Consider the following 20,557-nt stretch of genomic DNA (forward strand, 5'->3'; position numbering starts at 1 on the left):
TCTTTTCTCCCAGACCCTCCATCCCCGTATAACTTTCATCTATGTCCATTCACCTCAGTCCCTTGACCCTAAAAGATCAGGTTCATCTGAATCAGGCCATTGCCTCCACATCTATCGGGGGGAAAACCCCCTTGAGTACCTGGTCATTTCCACCCCATTATATCTGGAAAGACCTGTTTACCTTTTCCTGGACGGACATTGACGGCTGGCTATGCCTCTTCGCGGAATATTCCGATGGGATCTTTATGCCTCTGCCCCCTGTCGGACCTTGCTCAGACAGTGGATCCTCATCCGGCAGCCCTCTCAAAAATGTGCTAAGTCAGGTTATGGCGTATATGAAAATCCGGAATCGTGGATCCCATGTGACGCGAATCGAAAACATTCCCGCTGCTTTAAAAGAAGAGATTCAAGGATGGGGATACACCCTCACACCAAAAGATTCGGATTACCTCTATCGCACTGCCGATCTCATTCACCTGAAAGGCAATCCCTACAAATCCCAACGCGCCGCGTGCAATCGATTTATTCGCACACACCGCATTCATATTGCCCCTTACCAGAGCACCGATCGTGAGGAGTGCCTCGCCCTTTTTCACCGTTGGGTCCATCAAAAGGAAAATATCCCTATTTCCCGACTAGGACCCAACGAAGATGTGGCTCGCATGATGCTTCGGGATTCCGCTAATGCCCATCGAGTCACCCTCCAGGAACATCGTGAACTCGGTCTTGCCGGGCGAATCGTGTGGGTGGATGGAGCTGTCAAAGCCTATACGTTCGGGTTCCCACAATCCTCTGAAGTGTTTTGTGTCTTGCTGGAGATAGCAGATCGTTCAGTCTACGGGTTAGCCCAATATCTTTTCCGTGAATTCTGTCGCGAGTTTCAGGCCTATCCATTGATAAATACGATGGATGATTCAGGTCTGCCGGCTTTAGCAAGAACAAAACTGGCCTATCATCCCTGCCAATTAGTGCCAAACTACATTGCCCAGCCTTCATGAGCGTTCGTGAACTCCCATTTGAAATTTCATGGATAGCATTTGCAGGTTGTCCTCTCTGATTTAACATCCGTATAATGCTGGTCAAGTCATTCACCTGTTTCACTTTTTCATCCTTACATGACATTGGATTGATTTATGAAGGGTCTTGAATTCGGTATTGAACAATTCCGGGTTACCGAGGAGCCGTTTTATCAGGAAGTGAACGGAGAAATTGATTTGTTCTCCGTCGGGGCAAAAAACAAGATCCCCGTCATGCTGAAAGGCCCTACTGGATGCGGGAAAACCCGGTTTGTCCAGCATATGGCTCATCGGCTTAATCGGCCCTTGATCACCGTTGCCTGCCATGAAGATTTGACGGCCTCCGATTTGATCGGACGATACCTATTAAAAGGTGAAGAAACCGTGTGGGTGGATGGTCCGCTCACTTTGGGAGTCAAACATGGCGCCCTGGTCTATCTGGATGAGGTGGTCGAAGCCAGAAAAGATACGACGGTGCTGATCCATCCATTAAGTGATGACCGACGGTTTTTGCCCATTGAAAAAAAAGGACAGATTCTTGAAGCCGTGGATGATTTTTTACTGGTGATCTCCTATAACCCCGGATATCAAAGCGTCTTAAAAGAGTTGAAACAAAGCACCAAGCAGCGCTTCATGGCCATCGAATTTGGTTATCCTCCCAAAGATATCGAAACCAGGATAGTGGAGCATGAAGCCCAGGTCTCCAGGGACATTGCCGTCCGGTTAGTCAAATTGGGTGAAAAGGTACGAAATCTCCGTAACCATGGCCTGGAAGAAGGCGTGAGTACCCGACTATTAATTTACGCCGGGACCTTGATGCAACAGGGCGTTGCCCCCGAGCGGGCTTGCGATGCCGCCATAACCCGCCCCATCACGGACGACACCGATATGCAACGCAGCATTCAGGAACTCGTGAAGGCCATTTTCTAGACTATCAGGATTACTGTAAGACCTCCGATGGTTACAAGAGCTTCGCACACGATTCAATCAAATCCCTCATGATTTTCCCCCCTCAAAGGCGGAAATGCATAGTTTGCCTCCCGTTTCCCGGAAAGCTGTCTCTTCCTCTGGTCATATCCCACGTAATCTGACCCTGGTGAATATTCACCCCTCCAATTTCTGAAGCATGCCGCCACGTTTTCGTTGACAGGATTTTCCGTTCACCCTACACTCGGGGACCAAACAAGGCCGAGTGTTCCTCTATGTTGACCCAACCGCATAACATCATTGCCATCATCTATGATTTCGATCATACGTTGAGTCCCCATTACATGCAGGACCATACCATCCTGCGACATGCCGAACTTGATCCTGCCACCTTTTGGCCCAGCTGTACCGATTTAATCAAAGAGAAAGGCTACGACCAGGAACTGGCCTACATGAAACGCATGTTGGAATATGACCAGATTCGAAGCTTGTCGAATCAGGATCTCAAGTCCATGGGCAACCTTTTAGAGTTTTTCAAGGGAGTTCCTGAGTGCTTTGGTGAACTCAATACCATTCTCAAAAAACCGAAATATGAGGAGTTCGGCATCCGGCTTGAACACTACGTGGTCAGTTCAGGTCTAAAGGCCATTTTGGATGGAAGCGTCGTGGCTACCCATGTCAAAGCCATTTTCGGATGCGAGTTTGATGAAGAAAACGGCCATATCAGTTTTCCCAAACGCACCATCAGCCATACCCAGAAAACCCAGTTTCTCTTTCGAGTGAATAAGGGACTACTCAATCTCGACCAGGACGTGAATGATCACATGCCGGAAGGGAGCCGCCGAGTACCATTTTCTCAAATGGTGTATGTAGGGGACGGACCCACGGACGTTCCCTGTTTCACCCTCATGAAGAAGAACGACGGATTTGCCTTGGCGGTTTACAATCCTGAGGACCAAACCCGAAGATCCTTTGAAAAATGCTATCAGCTTACGCGGCATGCCAACCGGGTTCATTTCATGGCGCCGGCCGACTATCGACCCGGTAGTCATTTGCGTTTGATTCTTGAAAAGCACATTACCGAGGTTGCCGATCGCATGGTAGATAGTCGACGCCAAAGCGTTGAAGGCTCCCGCGTGCCAGCTCCTCTTCCATAACTATTCTTTATCCTATCCCCGGTCTCCCTCATTCCCAAGGTCTCGGGTATCTCATTGCATAAAGTATTTTCGGTCGAGTAAGGTAAAAGGAGTTAAATGTCTCATAACAAAAGCGACCTTCCCACCAGGAGGTGGAACATGTACACAGCACAGAAATTTTTCACCACTTTAATTCGCAAGAATGTCAATGGTTTTCACTTCGCTCTGCCTGCGGCAGCCTTCACTCTCCTGTTCCTGGTCAGTAACGTGAGTGGCGCCGATGATCCATTTGGCAGCTCGACCCTGTCTCCCAACAAAAACGATATGCTCAAAGACATGGCGTATGATCAGGTCAACTGGAAGCGCCCACAAGGGGTCTTTACCTGGATTACCATGGCAACGGGATACGACACACCCTGGGATTCCCTTGGACGGCCAGGATGGATGACCACGGGGGATGCGTATGTTGAACCCGTTAACCCTGGCATTTCGGAATTCCCCTTAGACACGCAGATGTTTTACATCGTCTTCGAGGCACAACCACTAGACGCCCCTGGCCAATTCGCGATTGCGTGGTTTCACATGAAGGATGGTCAAGTGGCGTCGAATACGCCCGTCGGACAAGACGTGATCGAACTGGAAATGAATCAACGATCCGGATACTTTCAAGTTTCAAAACCGGCGGATGGATGGATACCGGGAAAGTATCAAGTCAAGATTTTTTATGGCTCGCCAGGCCAGGCGCTGCATGCCGTCAACGTCATCGGCACCATGGAGTTCACGATCAAAGGGTAAATACTTGTAGGAATTACAGTCCTTCCAAGAGAATTGCCGAAATCTTTTTGCTTAGTTACCGACCAACGGGTAATTGTCCGCAACACCCTTGCACCTGCTGAATAACGACCTGGAGTTTTCTAGGCCTCTCAATCCCAATTGTTTCCCCTCTTCGACCCATGTGCCGCCCGAACCTCTGCGTGGACGCTCGAAAGAACCGGTCGGCCGAGTCTGGGCAAAGTGAGTTGCTCCGCCCTCACTTATAGGTTGCGCCTCCCAATCAGATGAGGCCGGATGACGGTCAAGGGTTGGGGATCCTTTTTCGGAACCCTAAGGACTTCGACGGCTAGGCCGAAACCCGCCATTTATCATCAATTCCAATATCGTAATAATTACCGCGAAGGATTCGGTTGGGAAGCAGGGGAGAGGGGTGGGGAGGTCGCAGGGCGGCGGGAACGGAGGATTTCTTCCAAAGTCAAAAGGGCATCACGGCCGGAGTTGGTTTCAAAACCTTTAGACAAACTGGTATCGGCATAAGCATGCCCCTGCTGTTGCGTCGCGCTCTGGCTCAAGCTGCCTGACCAGGGGCGGGGATCCTGCGACCCATGCTTCCGACCCCAGGCCGCCAGACAGGCCTTAGCGATAATCTTGTTAAGTGGGGCCGGATTGTACAGCATCTTTTTGATGTTCCAGGGGGTCAAACTGAGCGGGTTGTAGCCCTTCGATAAATAGCCTTCCGACAATAATCGTTGCTCCAAATCCGTATTGGGCTGGATTCCTAAGAAAAACATCAAGGGAAACACCCGGTCTTCTCCCAATATCGAGGCCACCATTTTATAGGACTCAATACTTTGAAGGAGAGTTTCTTCTGTTTCATCCGGTGAGTTCAGCGAATAATTCAGAATGACCCGCCCATTGAATCCCGCCTCCTTCAAATACCGGCATCCGTCATACAAATGTTCAAGCTTGAAGCCCATATGCATGCTATTCAGGACCTTTTGCGAGCCCGCCGTGATCGCCACTTCCAAATCTCCCACTCCTGACTGAACCATCAACTTAGCCAACGTTGGATTAATCAGCGAGGTCCGGACGTATCCCGACCATTCAATGTGTAATTCCTGAGAGATGATTCGTTCCAAAATTTCCGTACATTGAGGGTACGCATCTTTGCCGGTGATGAACTGCGCGTCGGTAAACCAAAACCGTCTAGCTCCCCATTGGTGATAATACTGGGCAATGTCCTTGACCACATTTTCCGCCGGACGGTAGCGTACCCGCTTCCCTTCAATATACGGATAGAGACAAAAGGCGCAATCATACGGGCAGCCACGTTTGCTCTGCACACCGATACATTCGCCGATATATTCACGGTATTGGGGAAAGATTGACGTGAGATAAGGAATATCCACGGAGAGCGCATCTAACAAAGCTGGAGTATTTTTGGTGCCCTTGGTGACCTTTCCCTGCTCTTTAATAATGAACCGTTCTTCACCAAGAGGCTCGCCGTTCAGGACTTTGAGGATGGCGTCCTCTCCTTCTCCCAGAATACCAATGATACCTTCCGGCAGTTTTTCAATAAGCTGGTCAGCAAAGGCGGTGAACGCTCCGCCGCCAATCATCATTCCGGTTGAGGGGAATTCCTTCTGAATTAACCAGGGATAGGAAAGATTATGCCGGATATCCGTATAATAACGGTATAAATTGTGTAAACCTTGGAAAGAGGCGACCACCCGTTTCAGGGGATTGCTGGCGTAATAAAAATTAAACGCATGCTCGAGCGAGGCGTCACCTTCATGCGGGGAAAAAATTTGGATATCCCGCCATGAAAAACACACCAATTCCGGCTGAAAGGCCTTGGTCGCTTCTCTTAATTGGGCTTGACGTTGATTCGGCGGAAATAAGGAGAGATCCAGAATTTGCTGACGCACATCCGGCCGGCGCCGGTGGATGAAGTCGGCCAGGTAGGTAATCCCGGTGGGATAGACCTTTTTACAGGGGAGAAAGACGTACAATACGGAGTTCATCGTGCTATTTCACCGCCACATGAATGGCAACAATTCCACCGGTCAGATTGTGATACTCCACAGACTGAAACCCGGCTTCCTTGAGTAATTGAGCTAGTCGGTTTTGATCTGGAAAATTCCGTATCGACGCCGGGAGATATTCATACACCCCCGTGCCATCACGGGCCACCTTGGTGCCAATCCATGGGAGCAAATGAAAGGAATACCAGTCGTACAGCTTGCGCAGGCCGGCTGAAACAGGACGGGAAAATTCCAAGCACACGAAGCGACCTCCGGGTTGCAAGACCCGGCAGATTTCGGAGAGCGCTTGGGGAAGATTCCCGACGTTGCGAATACAAAATCCGGCAGTCACCGTATCAAATGTGGCAGACGGAAAGGTGAGATGCTCGGCATTCATTTGCAAACAAGTAATACGGTTGGCCAATTTCTGGGACCGGACCTTATCCTGCCCCACACGCAACATGGCTAAATTCAAATCCGCCGCGATAATTTGGCTCGTATAGCGGAGATGTTGATCCACTAAAATCGCAAGGTCGCAGGTCCCCGCACCTAAATCTAAGGCTCGTGTCCCAAAGGTGTCAGGAATATAGGAAATCGCCTTGCGTTTCCAGGAATGGTGCAGACCAAAACTGAGAAGGGAGTTATTCAGGTCATAAAATTTGGCAATGGCCGTGAACATTCGCTGGACGGCCTGCTCCCGAGCCGGACCGGTCCATGTGGAGGCCGCCTTGCCTGGAATTTCAATTTTATTCATGACAGGAACCACCTCAAGGACCTAGCACCCGATCTCAAGTATTGTCAAGAATGAAGGCCTTCAGAAAACCGGTGTGAGCGATCAAAGCCTGGCAACACACTGATCAGAACAAGACCGGAGAGGGCACTAAATAAACAGGGTGGTTTCCGCACCCGAGCAGGCAGAGATAATCGCAGGCAACCCCATCACCTCATCAACCCCCTGAGTGACTGCTTTGGCATCAACCCCCATATACTCCAGTCCTGCGCTACAGGCGACCAGTTTAAATTGGCCAACGTGACGGGCTTCCTCGAACATTTCCGAAATGAGTGGGACTTTGCGTTCACGGATCAACCGGGCCACTTCGGGGGCTTGAGCGGCATACTCCGGAGGAAAATCCAATTCATTTATCCGGCCTTCCGCCAACTTTTTGATTGTCCAGAACAACAAAACCACCATCACGTCTTTCCCCATCGCCGCCGCCGTTAACCCCAGCGTCGCCACTTGATGCAACTTATCATAGGTCGCATTATGTGCATAAATGACGAATCGTGGCTTAGCCCCCATCTTAAATCTTATCTCCGCTTATCCTCATACCCAGCCAAGCTTGCCGATGCGACATCGCACTCCTTCTCGCTACTTCCACTATTCTGACGAACAGGTTGTTATCGTTTTGTGGGATGAATCAACGGCTGTGGCTTACGTCGAGTGAGTGTCCAACCCTCTTCCTCATATAACAAACAACATTTCATCCGACCACAGACCCCGATCCGGTGGCTATCCATACCATTCATGGGGGCATCTGACCGTCCCCGAGGATAGACCGGCTTAAAATCAGTCAAAAAGCTGGAGCAACACAACACCAATCCACAGGTATCCACACCGCTCAGTCTGGCGGCTTCCTCCCGGCTTGAAATCTGGCGCATCTCAATCCGACATCCAAATCGCCTGGCTAGATCTTTGACCAGTTGCCGAAAATCAATCCGATCATCGGCCGTATAGGTAAAAGTAAGTGATCGCTGGGCAAACGATCCAAACACCTCCACCAAGGTCATTTTGAGGCCGGATTCTTCAATTCGCTGATTACAAAATTCCTCACCTTCCTGGGCCAATCGGACCTGGCGGGCAATCTGACGTTTATCATCTTCAGTGGCTTTTCGAATAATCTGTCGCATCACCCGCATTGGCGGGCTAAATGGAAGAAATTGAGGAGGGAGATAGACTTTCCCAAAAGTATGGTCGTTATCTAAATCCAACAAAACCCAATCGCCGACTTTCACTGTATGATCATCGGTCCTGGTTTTTTTAACCTCCCCTAGATCCCGAACTTTGACGCCGACCACCGCAACTTCTTCTATAAATTCTTTTTGGTCTTCAGATTCCTGCACCATGAATCATTGTCTCCCTTTGCTACCTAGGAATACTGTAGGCGTGAGGTTCAATCATACCGGACTTGCTGGAAGAGGCCAAGCGGGAATCCTGGAGGCTCAGGCCTCGTGACTTCACGCCACCCCTCCCATGCCATGGCTACCGTTGTTTTCGCAGGAAGGGAGGAGGAGCATGATCCAACTGATAAAGCCCGAGTGGTGCCAGCTGATCTGACAGATGAGATACCAGGGTTTCTCCATCGGATCCGGCTCCAAACACATTAAACGCCTGGCCGAAATGATAGCGACAGCCAAACGGTTCCAGTTCCTGCTTAAGACTTTCAGGAGGATCCCAATTCGCGGTGAGCAGGGCCGTCCGGGCCGGATTACGCCCACTGAACATAAACGATAAATGATCGGGATACCAATCCGCACCTCCCGTCGCATAGGACACAAACAGCCTGGCTTGAGCCGTTCGGCACAACTCGGCTAAATAGGCATTGGTCAAAAAGCCGTTTTCTCCCACCTGCAACCAAGTTCCCGGAGGAGAGAGACAGGCATAGGCCGCATAGCTCCGGACTTCTTTGAGTTGTTGTTGCGAGGCAAAAACCAAGAGAATCGGACCATACTTTGACACGAGCTTGGCCATGACCTTGTCTTGCAATGCCGAGTGGCCATCATTGGTCGGCCCGCTATCGGCATGCACCAACGTATTCCGCCCACGGTCCGCCACCAAATAACAATTTCGAGGAAGTTCCACATCACATGGGTCTTCACCGAAAAACGGCACGGACACGACCTCGGCATCTCCTATACGCCAACTTTCGCCATGGGCCAGCTCCCTGACCTGTGAAAAACCTAATTCTCTGAGAAGGGCCAGATAATCATAATGCAGCGTTTTCCGGTTGCGTCGACTCGGAACAAAAATCGGCACATCTTTGGGTAAATGGTACAGGGTTCGGGGATCGACATGGTCGTCATGATCATGAGTGAGAAAAATTCCAGCCGGGCGGGGCAGGAGATTGGCCCACAGAGATGGGACAGGCGACTCCGCGAACCATGGCATGAGCCAGGGATCAAACAATAAAAAACTATCCTGATGTCGATACATCAGCGCGGCATGCCCCAGATGCACCACATCCTGGTCCTTTGTGATTTGCCTCCAATGCGCCTCAATGGAGGTGTTTGGCGCAGTGGCGAGACAATCATGGTCTTTCAAGAGGGTAAAGAGCTGCGCCAATTGACGCTCAAGGTCTCGCCCGCCAGCCTGGGCCGCCGTTTGAATTTCGCCCATCGTATTCCTGCCAGTGAGAAAACCCAGGAAATGCCCTACATTCGGCCCGATTGGCCGCTCAAACCCAAAGGGGATGGCTTGTCGCGTGACGGAATTAAAAATCCGCATTCCCCCATATGTCATTTTGGCCGAGGCAGTAGGATTTCTTGGATAGGTCCATTGAAAGGTTCCATCGGATTTCCGTCCGCATTGGATATGTCGTTGCAGGGGAGGACGGCTTTGCACCACTTCCGCATAGGCATCCTCCAAACGACGGGATATCTGAGGGTCATCCACGGAAGCACGTTTGGCCATGATGTCGCTGATGGCGGTCTCGATACCGCTCATCATGAGCCCATGCACCTGATGAAGACTGCTGACAACTTCCGGATCCACCCCGCCCAAAAACGGAAATGGTCCGGGCTCTTCCGCACTTTCCAACTGAACCCACACCCAGGGGTGCAGTCCGACATACTGCGTGGGATTAATGTTCGTCCAGGGATTCATGACAACGTGAGATGGAGAAAAAACTCTGTCGTATATGGTGAAAAGAAGGAACCCCGGGGGTTCGACCCTTCTCTATCACAATTGGATTGAGGGTTCAAACAACACCTGGATTGTATTGAAATCCGGATCTGAGAGATAAAACGAATAACTGCCATCACGATGTTGCTTCAGGGGTTTCACAATCGTGGCGCCCTGTTCCGTGGCTTCGGAAAACAGCGCATCCACACTTGACGGAGAATCCATGATAAACCCCAAATGATCCAACGGGTGAACCCGGGAAAGGTTAAATTGACTTAACTCTTCAGCCGTCACTTGATGCAGCGCCAGATTGTCATAGCCCGTACTGAGATAAACATTTTCGGGATCAGGATGCCACACAACTTTCATCTCAAACAGTCGTTCATAAAACCGTTGGGAAACCTGAACATCCCGCACCCGCAAGGCCAAATGTCGAAGGCCACGGGTTTTTCTTTTTTCCTGCATCTCAATTCCGTGAATGGATAAAGAGGGAAACCGCATCACTCAAGAGTATTTTCGGAGAAAGGCATCATAACCAGGACACTGGAAGGGAGCAAGTTGCCAAACAAATGCCGAAGGTTCCTAAGGTCTGTTAAAAATCTTACCCTGTTCAACTTTCCCTCCTAAAACCTTTGGACTATCATTCATGATCAGGGGGATTTATGGTATTTTATGAATGGAATATATACAAAATTGTGGCATGGTCAGAAAGAATTGGAGGAAAAGATGGCAGGAATGATGCGGAATCGACGTATAGGGTATATCGGGGTAGGAGCGTGCCTACTCTTCATCGCTGGAGCTTCCAGCATGGTGAGCGCTTCCGAGACCCCTCAGGAAATTGTCGGAAAAGACGGCGCTCCCATGGTCTTGATTCCCGAAGGAATCTTCCCGATGGGAGTCCCTAAAGCGGCCAGGGATGGGGGACTCGACGAACGGCCGAATCATGACGTGTTCGTGAGTACCTTTTATATGGATAAGTATGAACTCACCAATGGACGGTATCTTCAATTCGTGACCGAAACCGGGCACCGCACTCCCCAACATCCCACGGATCCGAAAAGGGGTCTGTGGAAACAGAATATGATGCCCGAGTCGGTTACCGACCTTCCGGTTATCAACGTGGACTGGAAAGATGCCGAAGCCTATTGCCACTGGGCAGGAAAACGTCTTCCCACCGAAGCCGAATGGGAAAAAGCGGCAAAAGGCCCCAACGACTGGCGCTTTCCTTGGGGTGACGTCGAACCCACGCTGGACCATTTGAATTTCAATCAATCGTGGCGCGGAGAGGCCACATTAACCCAGGTGGGTATTTATGAAAAAGGCAAAAGCCCCTATGGTATTTACGATGTAGCTGGCAATGTCTGGGAATGGGTGGCTGACTGGTACGAAGCAGACTATTACAGCAAGAGCCCTGCACGGAATCCGCCAGGACCCGAAACCGGCACATACAAAGTGTTGCGGAGTTCAGGCTGGCAAGGGGAGACACCCCAGGTGCGAATCTTCACGAGGATCAAAAGTCTTCCAACGGACCGTAATAATTCCACGGGGTTCCGATGCGCCAAGGATGGGCCTGATCCATCAACCCACTAAACCTTACAACCCGTTGAAAGTACCACCCATGAACGGTGAACAATCCAATGCCGGCTTTCAAGGACTCCGGGTCGGGGCTCTTGAAAGCCGGATGGCTAAGGAAATGGAACGGTTGATTGTCCGGCACGGAGGAGTGCCCCTCGTCGCCCCGTCAATGAGGGAACTCCCTCTATCGGACAATCCTCAGGCGCTGGAATGTGGCGATGCCTTGCTGGCTGGTCATGTCGACATACTTGTCCTGCTCACCGGAGTAGGATTTCGCACTCTGTTGGATGTCGTTCAAACCCGATATGCACTGGAGGCAATCACCGGCGCCTTGCGCAACACGGTGCTCGTCGTGCGGGGTCCCAAACCAGCCCTGGTATTAAAAGACCTTGGACTTCAGCCGAATATCCTGGTCCCCGAACCCAATACATGGAAAGATACTCTGGTTGCCATTGATGCATCCTACCCAGACGGGCTCAAGGGCTTACGGATTGCAGTGCAGGAATATGGGGTCAGTAACCCGAAATTTTTAGAAGGCCTGAGGGAACGGGGAGCAAAAGTCCGACCGGTTCCAGTCTATCGGTGGACCTTACCTGAGGATCTGGCACCCCTGAAACATCTGCTTCAAGAAGTCATGGATGGGGTCATACCGGTTTTGTTGATCACCAACGCCATCCAAGTTGAACATCTCATCAAAGTGCTAGAAAAGGATGAAAAGATCAATGAGTTCCGAAAGGCCCTTCATCGCATGATGGTCGCCTCCATCGGCCATCTGGCGACTGAACGTTTACGCCACTATGGATTCCCCGTCGACCTCGAACCCTCCCACCCAAAAATGGGGATTCTGGTCAAAGAAGCCTCCCAGGCCGTTCACACCATCCTGACCACGAAGAACGCCCCGCCAATGAGGGATACACCCGCGCCCTGATCCTCAGCGAACATATCAGACATTTACCCTTATAACCGGAATAGGCATTTTCTTTAACTTCCGACTGGGTCGGAGGGAAATGTACCATCATTTCAAGCACAGTCCACTAACTGGAATTTTTAGAATTCATGGTAGTTGCCGGGTTTCGGCCCGGCAGCCGATTCACTTTTGTTTTGGCAAAAGTAAACAAAACCATTGACGCCCCGTCCGGTCTCATTAAGATGGGACGGACGCGAGCCTGAGGAGGGCGGCCTAACTCGCGGAGCTTGTCCTGAGCCAGGCCGAAGGGCTCAAACAAAGCCCGCCGGTCCATGAGAGCGTCCGACCCAAGGACCGGACGGCAGGCGTCAGTCAATGGGGAGGGGCCATAGACACAGAAGACCATGGAAATTTATCGTAATCACCATTCATTTGGGAGTCCTTTTTTTTGACAGGAAAAGGCCCCCTAAGTGGTCGGCGTTAGACCGCGTCAGCTCAAGGAAGACGTTGGCGCCATTTTTCAGGATCGCGAGCGGTGTGAAATATGCCGTAGACCGTCACTTGATCTTCAACATACTCATAGAAGATTGCATACGGGAAGCGTCGCACCAACCCGCGACGATAGTTCTCGAAGACCGTCATATACATCTCGGGTGTTCGGCAGAGAGCTTCAATACACGCATCGACACAATTCAAAAACTCCTCCCCCAAACCGGTTCGCTGACTTTCGTACCAGGCGTGCGCTTCTGCGACATCTTGCCCGGCCTCCGGGGCAAAGATCAATTCAACGGCCATAACGACTTCGGACTCTTCGTTTGACTTCTTCCCACGTGAGTCCGGAGGCCGGGTTTGTCATCAGGCGGGCCTTTCTCCGGGCTAGCTCTTCCTTTTGCCAGTCATGAACGGGGACAGCTTCGGGACTGGCCGCAAGGTCATCCCACAAATCTTCGACAAGCTGTAGTTTTTCGGACGGACTCAGATCAAAAATCGTGGGATTGGTTGGGTTCACCTGAAAACCTCCTTCAATGGGGTTCAAACATAACGAATCCTATATAAATAGTTACTTAGTAATCGGCACTCAATCTCAATGGGGAAGTTGACCACCCCTAGCTCGAATTGTTCCAGACAAGTTTTCCGTTCTGCGTTGGATTACCGCATCCACTGACGATTTTAGCTGAGTTAGATACATCAATGACAATTCTCACTAGATTACCCCGGTAAATGCCGCCGGCACTCCTCAACATCCCGGACTGTGGGAAACAAGCCCGGGATTATCCTCAATTTCTGCCATGGCTTGCTTAAGAACATTCACCCACTCATGGCAGACAGGGTTTTCCAATCTCGTTGTTGCACACGAACAAATTCCGTCTTCGCGGACTCCCACAGCGTTTGCCAATAGGCATGGTCAGAGTTGCGGAATCCAGGAAGAATGAGTGCAAGGACATTCACGATAGCGATTCATTTTGGTATTTATAATACAAGCTGAGCAATACCCTTGCCGAGAAATGATAACCAAAAGAATTCTTAGATCATTCAGATTTTGTGCTTTTGGCCTTACATCTTTACGATGTGTATCAGGAATTCATCTTTGGGTTTTCTAGTAAAATAGCGCTGGCAGTTAAACGCATCGTGTTGTGTCCACATCACTCGTGTCACCGTGATTTTCTGCGTTGCCGGGTTTCGCCCCGGCAGGCGAGGCCCTTTTGGTTTGGCAAAAGGGCCCAAAACCATTGACGCCCCGTCTGGCCTTATTAGAGCGGACGGACGCCAGTCTTAGGAGGGCGGACCAACTCGCTCCGCTCAAACAAGGCCCGCCAGCTGATGAGAGCGCCCCTCCCTTGGGCCAGACGGCAGGCGTCGGACCATGGGAGACGAACCTTTCAGGGACTCACATGAAAGAGGGTGGAGCCATATATTCTGTATTATCCGAATTCTTCTACGAAATTAAAGAGTAGGGAACCGGAATGGGGATTAGTCTCCGCTACCCGCGTAGCCGGTCGGCCGAAGCACCATGTCAGGCCCTAGCGCCTCAACTTTATCCGTAACAGTTGGCAGATCTGCTATCCCGAAGCGCTCATTTATGGCCTTCACCACTCGCACCATCATCGACTCTGCATCAAGCATCGGGTGCACATATACCGATTCAATAAATGCACTCAAAGCCTCTGGCTTGCTGTGGTTCCCTTTGTCAATGGAAAGGGAAACACCGCTTGATTCTGGATGTGGATCCACAACGGGCCCGAACAGATCACGCACTGGATAAATAATTGCTCTAATTTCGTTCTCATACGCGTACATACAAGGCTTAATGCTAAAGGCTCCTACCCTAACGTCTTTCCCTAAATTGAGACGTTCAACCAAGTCTCCCTGAAGGGCATTGCCAGGCTCTTTAAGCCCCTCCACATATTCAACATCAATTACCTCGCCACTAAGCCCACCCCTTTGCAGCCAGTCGAGGTTGTTGGCAACCAATGCTTTCAGCTTTTCGACACTTGAACAGACGGCTACGGACTCCGTTCCTCCACCGTATTGGTTCCACATAGCAAGGGACATTGTTTTTGCACGGGTCCAACAGCTTATGTATGTAGATTCCCGGGCCACACTGACTTGCTGTACCCACTCTTGTACACTTTCATTGTAGTTGTCGTGATGTTTAAGCCAGCTCGAAACAACCATTTGAAGATATTCCTCGCGCTTGGACGGATGGTAAGTAACCAAACCTTTAAGAACATCACCAAAAGCTGACTTCTGTTCGATCCCATCAAGAGTCCTATAGATATTGTCAGCCTCGATCAAAATACGATCCTGATCGCCAGCACACTCTGTTAGGAGTTTCTGAAGCCGCTCTGCGTTATGTTTAGCTTTGGTCCAGCGCTGCTTTTCACCCCACACCACCGCATGGGCGACCCATTTACCTTCTGTTTCGTCTTGGAAGAGAGATGCCTTAGGACAAAAAATCGATTTTGAGCGAAGCAAATCGACATATTTTGCAAGCGACATGTAACGCCAGATTTTCCCTCAGTCATTTACTCTCCATACGTTACATGCTCGGTCGGCTGCATTGTGTGGTTAAACTGTCACCACCACACTAACCCTCTAGGAGCGGCATCTGCCTTAAATAAAGCTCTCGGAGCATCTCAGCAAACTTATGGGCAGAAATGAAAAGCTTCGTGAGTTCACGCAGCTCTTCCAAAAGCTCCGCATGTCTCACGTCATCAGCGAATTCTTCAGCACGGTCCCCAAAAAATTGATGGACGAGAAAATTCCTTGCCTCCCTAGCCTCCTCGAAGGTTCCTGATACGTCAGGCTCAAATCGGACTTGGTCCAAGCAAATTTTTATAACGCGATTCAGGCTCTTCCGCTCAGCTCCACGCAGGAACTCCTCTGCCTCCTTCCGCACCCGAAACTCCCCATGAGCCACTCCGTGAGCCAGCAAAACGGTTACCATTTCTGCCTCGAATAACTGAGCCCATCGCAACGCAAGGCCGACTGCGGCGTAAACGCTCCTATCGGTCTCGGTCATTGGCATGATTGTCTCATACACACACCTATTGCCATAGACTTATCGCTCGCATCTCTAGCAAAGCAATAGCAAGAATTTGTAGAAAACCATAATTTCATTAATAGTTGCGAAGAGTTTAACTCTTGCGTCAGAGCATCTATCTGGCTTGGAACTTGTCCAACAAGCCTTCCCTTGCCCTCGGTCTCACACGAATTGGATCTGATGCATCCTCAGCCCTCTTTTTCTCGGCAATATTTCTGGCATCGTGGCCGACTCATATGGTTCTGCTGGAAACGGAGAGCAAACGAAAATCTGGAATCGGCACGAGGAATTCTTGCCCTATAAACCAAAGATGTCAAGGTAGATCTAGAAGGTATTACTGGTATAGCGGACTCATCCATACTCCCCCATATGATCGGCTTTACCACACAAAAGGAATGAGGCGTTTTGTCTGACCTCTGTAGGCCTCATATTCAGGGAAAGGTTCCATCAAAGGGCGCTCTTCGTACTGGAGTTTGACCGATAAGGTCATCACTAATCCCACCCATAAAAGCAAACGGTAGGGAAGGGGACTTCCCAGAGTCCAAGCCAGAGACACCAACAAGACGCTGGTATACATGGGATGCCTGATCCAGCGGTAAGGGCCGAGGACAATGAGTTTTGCCTGACTGGCGACCTCCGGGAATATCTTCACCTGTCGCAGTCCCATAACCTGCAGCGCCCAGAGGCCTACCACCCCGCCAACAGCAAGTATGACTCGAAGGCTCCAGCCTGGAGGCCACAGTGGCCCGGTGAAGGCGATCAACCCGATAAGGACAAATTGTATCCCGACAAGCGTCAGAGAAAGAGCGGAAGGCGATGCATTTCCTTTGTCTTGATTCATAGAGGGACCGGTGAATAATTGCCACATTTCGGTTGTTGTTCCCTATGCTTGGAAATAGAAAGCAATAAACAAAACATAGGGGGTGTTCAAAAAGGCTCGTCCAGCAAGACCACAGCTACTTGGACGGGCGGAGCGTACGGAGGAGTACGTGAGCACGGCCAAGGGGCGAGAACGCCGCTGGCGACCTTTTTCAACACTTCCCTAAACAGCTTGGACGAGCTTCCGAAGCGTTTAGACCCACCCCTTTAAGAAAGACCATCAATCTTCCGAGGATTTTCAAGGAAGGGGTACAATGAATCTCACGACTGACAAATTGCCTTCGACGTATACGACATCTCTCACGGCGACAGTGGCTCAGACGATGATGCACTGGCACTCGACATTCCTCAAACCCATTCTCCCGGCCGTCTTTTTTTTCGCCGGGGTGACCTATGATACCCTCACGCTAACACGCATCGATCGATTGTTGGATAATCTAATTATCCTCCTCTACATTACGCTTCTCGGCACTCTCATCATCCTCACCGGACGGTTTCAACTGGGACTGGTTCCCTCAATACCGGACAGATCCGGATGGAATGTCCTTAGTCTGATGCATCAAGCCCGCCCGCACTTTGATAAAGCCCTGCAATTCTTATTAGGGGGACTGTTCAGTGCTTATGCCATCCTTTATTCCCAGAGCGCGTCATGGTCCACCTCCGCCATCTTTTTGGGAATCATTGTCGGGTTGTTAATCGCTAATGAGTTTCTTTCCAGACGATATTCCAGTCTCAAAATGCTGGTGGGCCTCTTTTCGATCGTCACCTTAAGCTTTATGACCTTTTTCCTCCCTGTACTGACGGGATGGATGAATGCCTGGGTTTTTTTAGCCGGTGCCGTCATCACCATTGCCGTCGTGTGGAAAACCGTCCGTCTCACCCTTCGCGGCATTCCCAATCTCCCTATCAGAGCTTCCTTGATCATTTGCTTCCCGGCTTTTGCCCTGGTGGGAGTATGCACCGCGTTATATTTTTTAAATTGGATTCCTCCCATTCCCCTCTCACTCAAATCGGGAGGCATCTACCATCACATCGAAAAGCAGCAGGATCAGTACCTGCTCACCTATGAAGATGGTCCCTGGTACGCCGTTTGGAAACGATCCGATGACCGTGTCGGAACAGACACACCCGTCTATACCTTTTCATCCGTGTTTGCTCCGATCACCTTGCACACCACCATCTATCACCATTGGGAATGGCGACCCCTCACAGAGTCAGCTGAGTTCATCACCACGGATCGCATTCCCATTTCCATCACCGGAGGAAGAGAACATGGATATCGCATGTATACGATGAAACACCGCCTCCAGCCTGGTGAATGGCGAGTGAATGTGGAAGCAGAAGACGGCCGAATTATCGGGCGGATTGCGTTTTCTGCCGATTCAAATTATTCCCCCTCCCATGAACTGACGACCATCACACAGTGAAAAGCAATTCTTCTTTCCTCAATCATGTTCATCACGTTTTGTTTCCCCACATCGCACTAATTTCTGAAAGACACTCTGTACTGCTTTCATCACGACGAAAAAAAATTTAAAATTCCTGGAATTAATTGCTGAGACGTTGTAGTATAGATTCCATAACATCATGTACAACTATCGAACACATCTTGTTTACATCAATTCCCTCTCCAATTTCGCTCCAGAACATCGCTTAGCATTGCCGAACGATAGTGCCAATAAAATTTTCGCGTGACGTCATACACTAATACCGTGCTCAATGGTTCCTATTCACAGACTCACTGCTATCGTAAGGGTGAGCTATCACTGCGGCTCTCACGTCGCATCTACATTTGAAAGGAGGTGAGTGTTTTGGCCACAAAGAAAAAAGCTCCAGCCAAGAAAAAGGCTCCGGCTAAGAAAAAGGCTCCAGCCAAGAAAAAAGCTCCAGCCAAGAAAAAGGCTCCGGCTAAGAAAAAGGCTCCAGCCAAGAAAAAAGCTGCCACGAAGAAACGGTAATTTTTCAAGTGTGCGGACAAGACGCCGGATGGGGCATGCCTCCATCCGGCGTTTTGCTGTGATCAATCTGTCCTCCCGTCCTTCAGTGCAGATGCTATCCCTTCGAGTTTTTTGTCGGTCCCTCTCCTCTCTATTTCTTTCCACATTTTCTCCGGTTGAACTTTTTCCGACCACCGCTCACCTCGAAAAGAACGAGCAGGCTTCAGCGCTTGACTCCACGAACTCCACCTGGAATGATCCTGATCTTCACGGGCATTGATTCAATACACACAGATGTTCTGGTTTTTAGTTTCTTTAGAAGGGAATGTGATATGTCGCAACACTCCGGTAAATTATTCAGATTGATGGCTCTTTATGTATTCATTGGTGTTGGAGGAGTGCTCTTTTCTTATGTCTCCTGCTTCGCCTCTGGTAAAGAACAAAAAGCACCACCCTCCTCACAGACACCATCTGAATCTTCAACACCCTCGCCCGGTCAGCCACCACAAACTGAGGCTTCAAAAATGGCGTTAGACAAAAAGGGGCAGGAAGAATTGGATGAATTGAGGAAAAATCCAGAAGAATTTCGTACGTTGATGACCGGCGTGCAGATTTTTCTCGGACGTTTTGGATATGGAGTCGGGCCCTATACAGGAACGCTCGACCAATCCACCAAACAGGCATTGAAAGCCTATCAGGAAAAATCTGGCCTCTCTCAGACCGGGGACCTCGACTTTCCCACACTAAAACATCTCACCGAAGATGATCGCGTCTTGAATCGTGTGGTCCCATTCCTTCCCCCACAGACCTTTCACGATCAGGAATGGGGACAATGGGTGGAAGTCCAGGGTTCCTGGATGCTCAAGGAAGGTAATACCGACGATGTCCTGCAGACCTCGCGCATCACCTGCATGAAAGCATTTAAACGGTGTATTGACTCGACCGCATCCCTGGTCAATTCGAATGTGCCCCAACTCAAAGTGCACACTCATGTCTATGACATTCAGGAATGGGATGATGCCAACATTGTGTCGGCACCCTATGATGGCGAAGCCTGTGCCGTGAGTATATTACGGATTTCCCGGAATCCCCAACTTGTCACCCGTTTTCTTTCTCTGCAAGGCAAACCAGGACCGTGCGCGAAGGTGCAGGCCGAAGACCGGCAATACGTCCTGGAAGATGGTCCAAAAATCTACCAGATCCTCCGGATGCAAAAGTCTGAGGCTATTCAACAAATCCTGCAAGTCGCCAAATAACCGGCTATGGTTCACGTTCAATCGTGATTCTTACAGGAAGATAACACGGGATGTTGGGGAAACCTGGAGCCCAGGTATTCCCGACATCCCGTGTCCTCAGGAGTCCCCCCTTAAGAAGAACGTCCTCGCCGGATTCGGAGGAAATGCCTCGGTTAGCCTTTGCCTCTAAACGCCCAGGAAAAGTACAGCCCGGCCACGGCAATCGTGAAGAGTTGAATGTTTTGGAGAATGGGACTGCGTTGAGCCCCCTCCATGGGCGGAGAAGTAATAAAATGAAATCCTAAAAATTCCGGCGTCTGCTCCGGTGGCGTTTGCCAAGGAGGGAATAAGACAGCCAGAATGAGTAGCCCCACCATAATATAGAGAATACGCAGGTTAAGCGGCTCCTGCTTGGATTCCTCCACCTGTTTCCGATCCGCCCGACTCCCGCATTTTGGACAGAATCGTCCTTTGAGAGGAAGATCATAGCCACAAGAAGGACACGGCTTGGTTTCACTCACACAGCACCTGATTTCTGTTAAGATGACACATGTCTCATGATTGCTGGCTTTCTCTATCTTGCCCAATTTCCATCGATTCGTCCAGGCGACACAGGCAAAATGATTTGACTCAATTCCCACGTCATTTTTATAATTTCCCAACAGATCACGATTCATTCCCAACATCGACCCTCATTTGTTCCCT

22 protein-coding genes are annotated in these 20,557 nt (G+C 50.2%); 9 read left to right on the forward strand and 13 right to left on the reverse strand.

Features of this window, described 5'->3' with window-relative positions; genetic code table 11:
• The first annotated feature begins 41 nt into the window (after positions 1 to 41).
• The 4 genes from PJI16_01140 (at position 42) to PJI16_01155 (ending at position 3,874) form a co-directional block, all read left to right on the forward strand.
• A complete protein-coding gene (locus tag PJI16_01140) occupies positions 42 to 998 on the forward strand; it encodes a phosphatidylglycerol lysyltransferase domain-containing protein (protein ID MDT3776163.1) in 957 nt (318 codons plus the stop codon).
• 135 nt (positions 999 to 1,133) lie between these two features.
• Positions 1,134 to 1,946 carry a CbbQ/NirQ/NorQ/GpvN family protein gene (locus tag PJI16_01145; GenBank protein ID MDT3776164.1) on the forward strand — a complete coding sequence of 271 codons (813 nt, stop codon included), beginning with the start codon at positions 1,134 to 1,136 and terminating at the stop codon, positions 1,944 to 1,946.
• Between the two features lie 272 nt (positions 1,947 to 2,218).
• Positions 2,219 to 3,100 (forward strand): haloacid dehalogenase-like hydrolase, encoded by an 882-nt coding sequence (locus tag PJI16_01150; protein ID MDT3776165.1) that lies wholly within the window; start codon positions 2,219 to 2,221, stop codon positions 3,098 to 3,100.
• A 138-nt stretch (positions 3,101 to 3,238) separates the two neighbouring features.
• Positions 3,239 to 3,874, forward strand: a complete 636-nt coding sequence (locus PJI16_01155; protein MDT3776166.1) for a hypothetical protein — start codon at positions 3,239 to 3,241, stop codon at positions 3,872 to 3,874.
• Positions 3,875 to 4,245: 371 nt separating this feature from the next.
• On the opposite strand, the gene PJI16_01160 is transcribed toward PJI16_01155, so the two are convergent.
• The 6 genes from PJI16_01160 to PJI16_01185 form a co-directional block, all read right to left on the reverse strand.
• Positions 4,246 to 5,877, reverse strand: coding sequence for a radical SAM protein (locus PJI16_01160; GenBank protein MDT3776167.1), 1,632 nt, complete (start codon positions 5,875 to 5,877; stop codon positions 4,246 to 4,248).
• A 4-nt stretch (positions 5,878 to 5,881) separates the two neighbouring features.
• Positions 5,882 to 6,631, reverse strand: coding sequence for a bifunctional demethylmenaquinone methyltransferase/2-methoxy-6-polyprenyl-1,4-benzoquinol methylase UbiE (gene ubiE / locus PJI16_01165; protein MDT3776168.1), 750 nt, complete (start codon positions 6,629 to 6,631; stop codon positions 5,882 to 5,884).
• Between the two features lie 126 nt (positions 6,632 to 6,757).
• On the reverse strand, positions 6,758 to 7,177 hold the full coding sequence (locus PJI16_01170) for a DsrE/DsrF/DrsH-like family protein (protein MDT3776169.1): 420 nt from the start codon (positions 7,175 to 7,177) through the stop codon (positions 6,758 to 6,760).
• Between the two features lie 98 nt (positions 7,178 to 7,275).
• Positions 7,276 to 8,001 carry a PSP1 domain-containing protein gene (locus PJI16_01175; protein ID MDT3776170.1) on the reverse strand — a complete coding sequence of 242 codons (726 nt, stop codon included), beginning with the start codon at positions 7,999 to 8,001 and terminating at the stop codon, positions 7,276 to 7,278.
• A 136-nt stretch (positions 8,002 to 8,137) separates the two neighbouring features.
• A complete protein-coding gene (locus PJI16_01180; GenBank protein MDT3776171.1) occupies positions 8,138 to 9,757 on the reverse strand; it encodes an MBL fold metallo-hydrolase in 1,620 nt (539 codons plus the stop codon).
• A gap of 75 nt (positions 9,758 to 9,832) precedes the next feature.
• On the reverse strand, positions 9,833 to 10,240 hold the full coding sequence (locus PJI16_01185; GenBank protein MDT3776172.1) for a VOC family protein: 408 nt from the start codon (positions 10,238 to 10,240) through the stop codon (positions 9,833 to 9,835).
• 261 nt (positions 10,241 to 10,501) lie between these two features.
• On the opposite strand from PJI16_01185, the gene PJI16_01190 reads away from it, so the two are divergent.
• Together PJI16_01190 and PJI16_01195 are read left to right on the forward strand one after the other, a co-directional pair.
• On the forward strand, positions 10,502 to 11,365 hold the full coding sequence (locus PJI16_01190) for a formylglycine-generating enzyme family protein (protein ID MDT3776173.1): 864 nt from the start codon (positions 10,502 to 10,504) through the stop codon (positions 11,363 to 11,365).
• Positions 11,366 to 11,393: 28 nt separating this feature from the next.
• Positions 11,394 to 12,278 (forward strand): uroporphyrinogen-III synthase, encoded by an 885-nt coding sequence (locus PJI16_01195; GenBank protein ID MDT3776174.1) that lies wholly within the window; start codon positions 11,394 to 11,396, stop codon positions 12,276 to 12,278.
• Positions 12,279 to 12,752: 474 nt separating this feature from the next.
• On the opposite strand, the gene PJI16_01200 is transcribed toward PJI16_01195, so the two are convergent.
• From PJI16_01200 to PJI16_01225, 6 genes are all read right to left on the reverse strand, one after another.
• On the reverse strand, positions 12,753 to 13,052 hold the full coding sequence (locus tag PJI16_01200) for a type II toxin-antitoxin system RelE/ParE family toxin (GenBank protein ID MDT3776175.1): 300 nt from the start codon (positions 13,050 to 13,052) through the stop codon (positions 12,753 to 12,755).
• Positions 13,042 to 13,266 (reverse strand): addiction module protein, encoded by a 225-nt coding sequence (locus PJI16_01205; GenBank protein MDT3776176.1) that lies wholly within the window; start codon positions 13,264 to 13,266, stop codon positions 13,042 to 13,044. Before PJI16_01205 ends, PJI16_01200 begins: the two co-directional genes overlap by 11 nt.
• Positions 13,267 to 13,565: 299 nt before the next feature.
• Positions 13,566 to 13,706 carry an alpha/beta hydrolase gene (locus tag PJI16_01210; protein ID MDT3776177.1) on the reverse strand — a complete coding sequence of 47 codons (141 nt, stop codon included), beginning with the start codon at positions 13,704 to 13,706 and terminating at the stop codon, positions 13,566 to 13,568.
• A 522-nt stretch (positions 13,707 to 14,228) separates the two neighbouring features.
• On the reverse strand, positions 14,229 to 15,257 hold the full coding sequence (locus PJI16_01215; GenBank protein ID MDT3776178.1) for a DUF2971 domain-containing protein: 1,029 nt from the start codon (positions 15,255 to 15,257) through the stop codon (positions 14,229 to 14,231).
• 88 nt (positions 15,258 to 15,345) lie between these two features.
• On the reverse strand, positions 15,346 to 15,786 hold the full coding sequence (locus tag PJI16_01220) for a hypothetical protein (GenBank protein ID MDT3776179.1): 441 nt from the start codon (positions 15,784 to 15,786) through the stop codon (positions 15,346 to 15,348).
• Between the two features lie 394 nt (positions 15,787 to 16,180).
• Positions 16,181 to 16,642 (reverse strand): isoprenylcysteine carboxylmethyltransferase family protein, encoded by a 462-nt coding sequence (locus PJI16_01225; GenBank protein ID MDT3776180.1) that lies wholly within the window; start codon positions 16,640 to 16,642, stop codon positions 16,181 to 16,183.
• Between the two features lie 292 nt (positions 16,643 to 16,934).
• Here PJI16_01225 and PJI16_01230 point away from each other — a divergent pair, with 292 nt between their 5' ends.
• From PJI16_01230 to PJI16_01240, 3 genes are all read left to right on the forward strand, one after another.
• Positions 16,935 to 18,107: a DUF2914 domain-containing protein gene (locus PJI16_01230; protein ID MDT3776181.1), complete on the forward strand. Its 1,173-nt coding sequence runs from the start codon at positions 16,935 to 16,937 to the stop codon at positions 18,105 to 18,107.
• A gap of 384 nt (positions 18,108 to 18,491) precedes the next feature.
• Positions 18,492 to 18,638, forward strand: coding sequence for a hypothetical protein (locus PJI16_01235; GenBank protein ID MDT3776182.1), 147 nt, complete (start codon positions 18,492 to 18,494; stop codon positions 18,636 to 18,638).
• A 503-nt stretch (positions 18,639 to 19,141) separates the two neighbouring features.
• Complete coding sequence (locus tag PJI16_01240; GenBank protein ID MDT3776183.1) at positions 19,142 to 19,873, forward strand: peptidoglycan-binding domain-containing protein; 732 nt, start codon at positions 19,142 to 19,144, stop codon at positions 19,871 to 19,873.
• Between the two features lie 152 nt (positions 19,874 to 20,025).
• On the opposite strand, the gene PJI16_01245 is transcribed toward PJI16_01240, so the two are convergent.
• A complete protein-coding gene (locus tag PJI16_01245) occupies positions 20,026 to 20,538 on the reverse strand; it encodes a zinc ribbon domain-containing protein (protein MDT3776184.1) in 513 nt (170 codons plus the stop codon).
• Between the last annotated feature and the right edge of the window lie 19 nt (positions 20,539 to 20,557).

The organism is Nitrospira sp. MA-1 (assembly GCA_032139905.1).
GTDB lineage: Bacteria > Nitrospirota > Nitrospiria > Nitrospirales > UBA8639 > Nitrospira_E.

Bases quoted from the DNA above. Each gene is read 5' to 3' on its own strand.
- PJI16_01140 (MDT3776163.1), top strand. From the start codon at position 42: ATGTCCATTCACCTCAGTCCCTTGACCCTAAAAGATCAGGTTCATCTG.
- PJI16_01145 (MDT3776164.1), top strand. From the start codon at position 1,134: ATGAAGGGTCTTGAATTCGGTATTGAACAATTCCGGGTTACCGAGGAG.
- PJI16_01150 (MDT3776165.1), top strand. From the start codon at position 2,219: ATGTTGACCCAACCGCATAACATCATTGCCATCATCTATGATTTCGAT.
- PJI16_01155 (MDT3776166.1), top strand. From the start codon at position 3,239: ATGTACACAGCACAGAAATTTTTCACCACTTTAATTCGCAAGAATGTC.
- PJI16_01160 (MDT3776167.1), bottom strand. From the start codon at position 5,877: ATGAACTCCGTATTGTACGTCTTTCTCCCCTGTAAAAAGGTCTATCCC.
- ubiE (MDT3776168.1), bottom strand. From the start codon at position 6,631: ATGAATAAAATTGAAATTCCAGGCAAGGCGGCCTCCACATGGACCGGT.
- PJI16_01170 (MDT3776169.1), bottom strand. From the start codon at position 7,177: ATGGGGGCTAAGCCACGATTCGTCATTTATGCACATAATGCGACCTAT.
- PJI16_01175 (MDT3776170.1), bottom strand. From the start codon at position 8,001: ATGGTGCAGGAATCTGAAGACCAAAAAGAATTTATAGAAGAAGTTGCG.
- PJI16_01180 (MDT3776171.1), bottom strand. From the start codon at position 9,757: ATGAATCCCTGGACGAACATTAATCCCACGCAGTATGTCGGACTGCAC.
- PJI16_01185 (MDT3776172.1), bottom strand. From the start codon at position 10,240: ATGCAGGAAAAAAGAAAAACCCGTGGCCTTCGACATTTGGCCTTGCGG.
- PJI16_01190 (MDT3776173.1), top strand. From the start codon at position 10,502: ATGGCAGGAATGATGCGGAATCGACGTATAGGGTATATCGGGGTAGGA.
- PJI16_01195 (MDT3776174.1), top strand. From the start codon at position 11,394: ATGAACGGTGAACAATCCAATGCCGGCTTTCAAGGACTCCGGGTCGGG.
- PJI16_01200 (MDT3776175.1), bottom strand. From the start codon at position 13,052: ATGGCCGTTGAATTGATCTTTGCCCCGGAGGCCGGGCAAGATGTCGCA.
- PJI16_01215 (MDT3776178.1), bottom strand. From the start codon at position 15,257: ATGTCGCTTGCAAAATATGTCGATTTGCTTCGCTCAAAATCGATTTTT.
- PJI16_01220 (MDT3776179.1), bottom strand. From the start codon at position 15,786: ATGCCAATGACCGAGACCGATAGGAGCGTTTACGCCGCAGTCGGCCTT.
- PJI16_01225 (MDT3776180.1), bottom strand. From the start codon at position 16,642: ATGAATCAAGACAAAGGAAATGCATCGCCTTCCGCTCTTTCTCTGACG.
- PJI16_01230 (MDT3776181.1), top strand. From the start codon at position 16,935: ATGAATCTCACGACTGACAAATTGCCTTCGACGTATACGACATCTCTC.
- PJI16_01240 (MDT3776183.1), top strand. From the start codon at position 19,142: ATGGCGTTAGACAAAAAGGGGCAGGAAGAATTGGATGAATTGAGGAAA.
- PJI16_01245 (MDT3776184.1), bottom strand. From the start codon at position 20,538: ATGTTGGGAATGAATCGTGATCTGTTGGGAAATTATAAAAATGACGTG.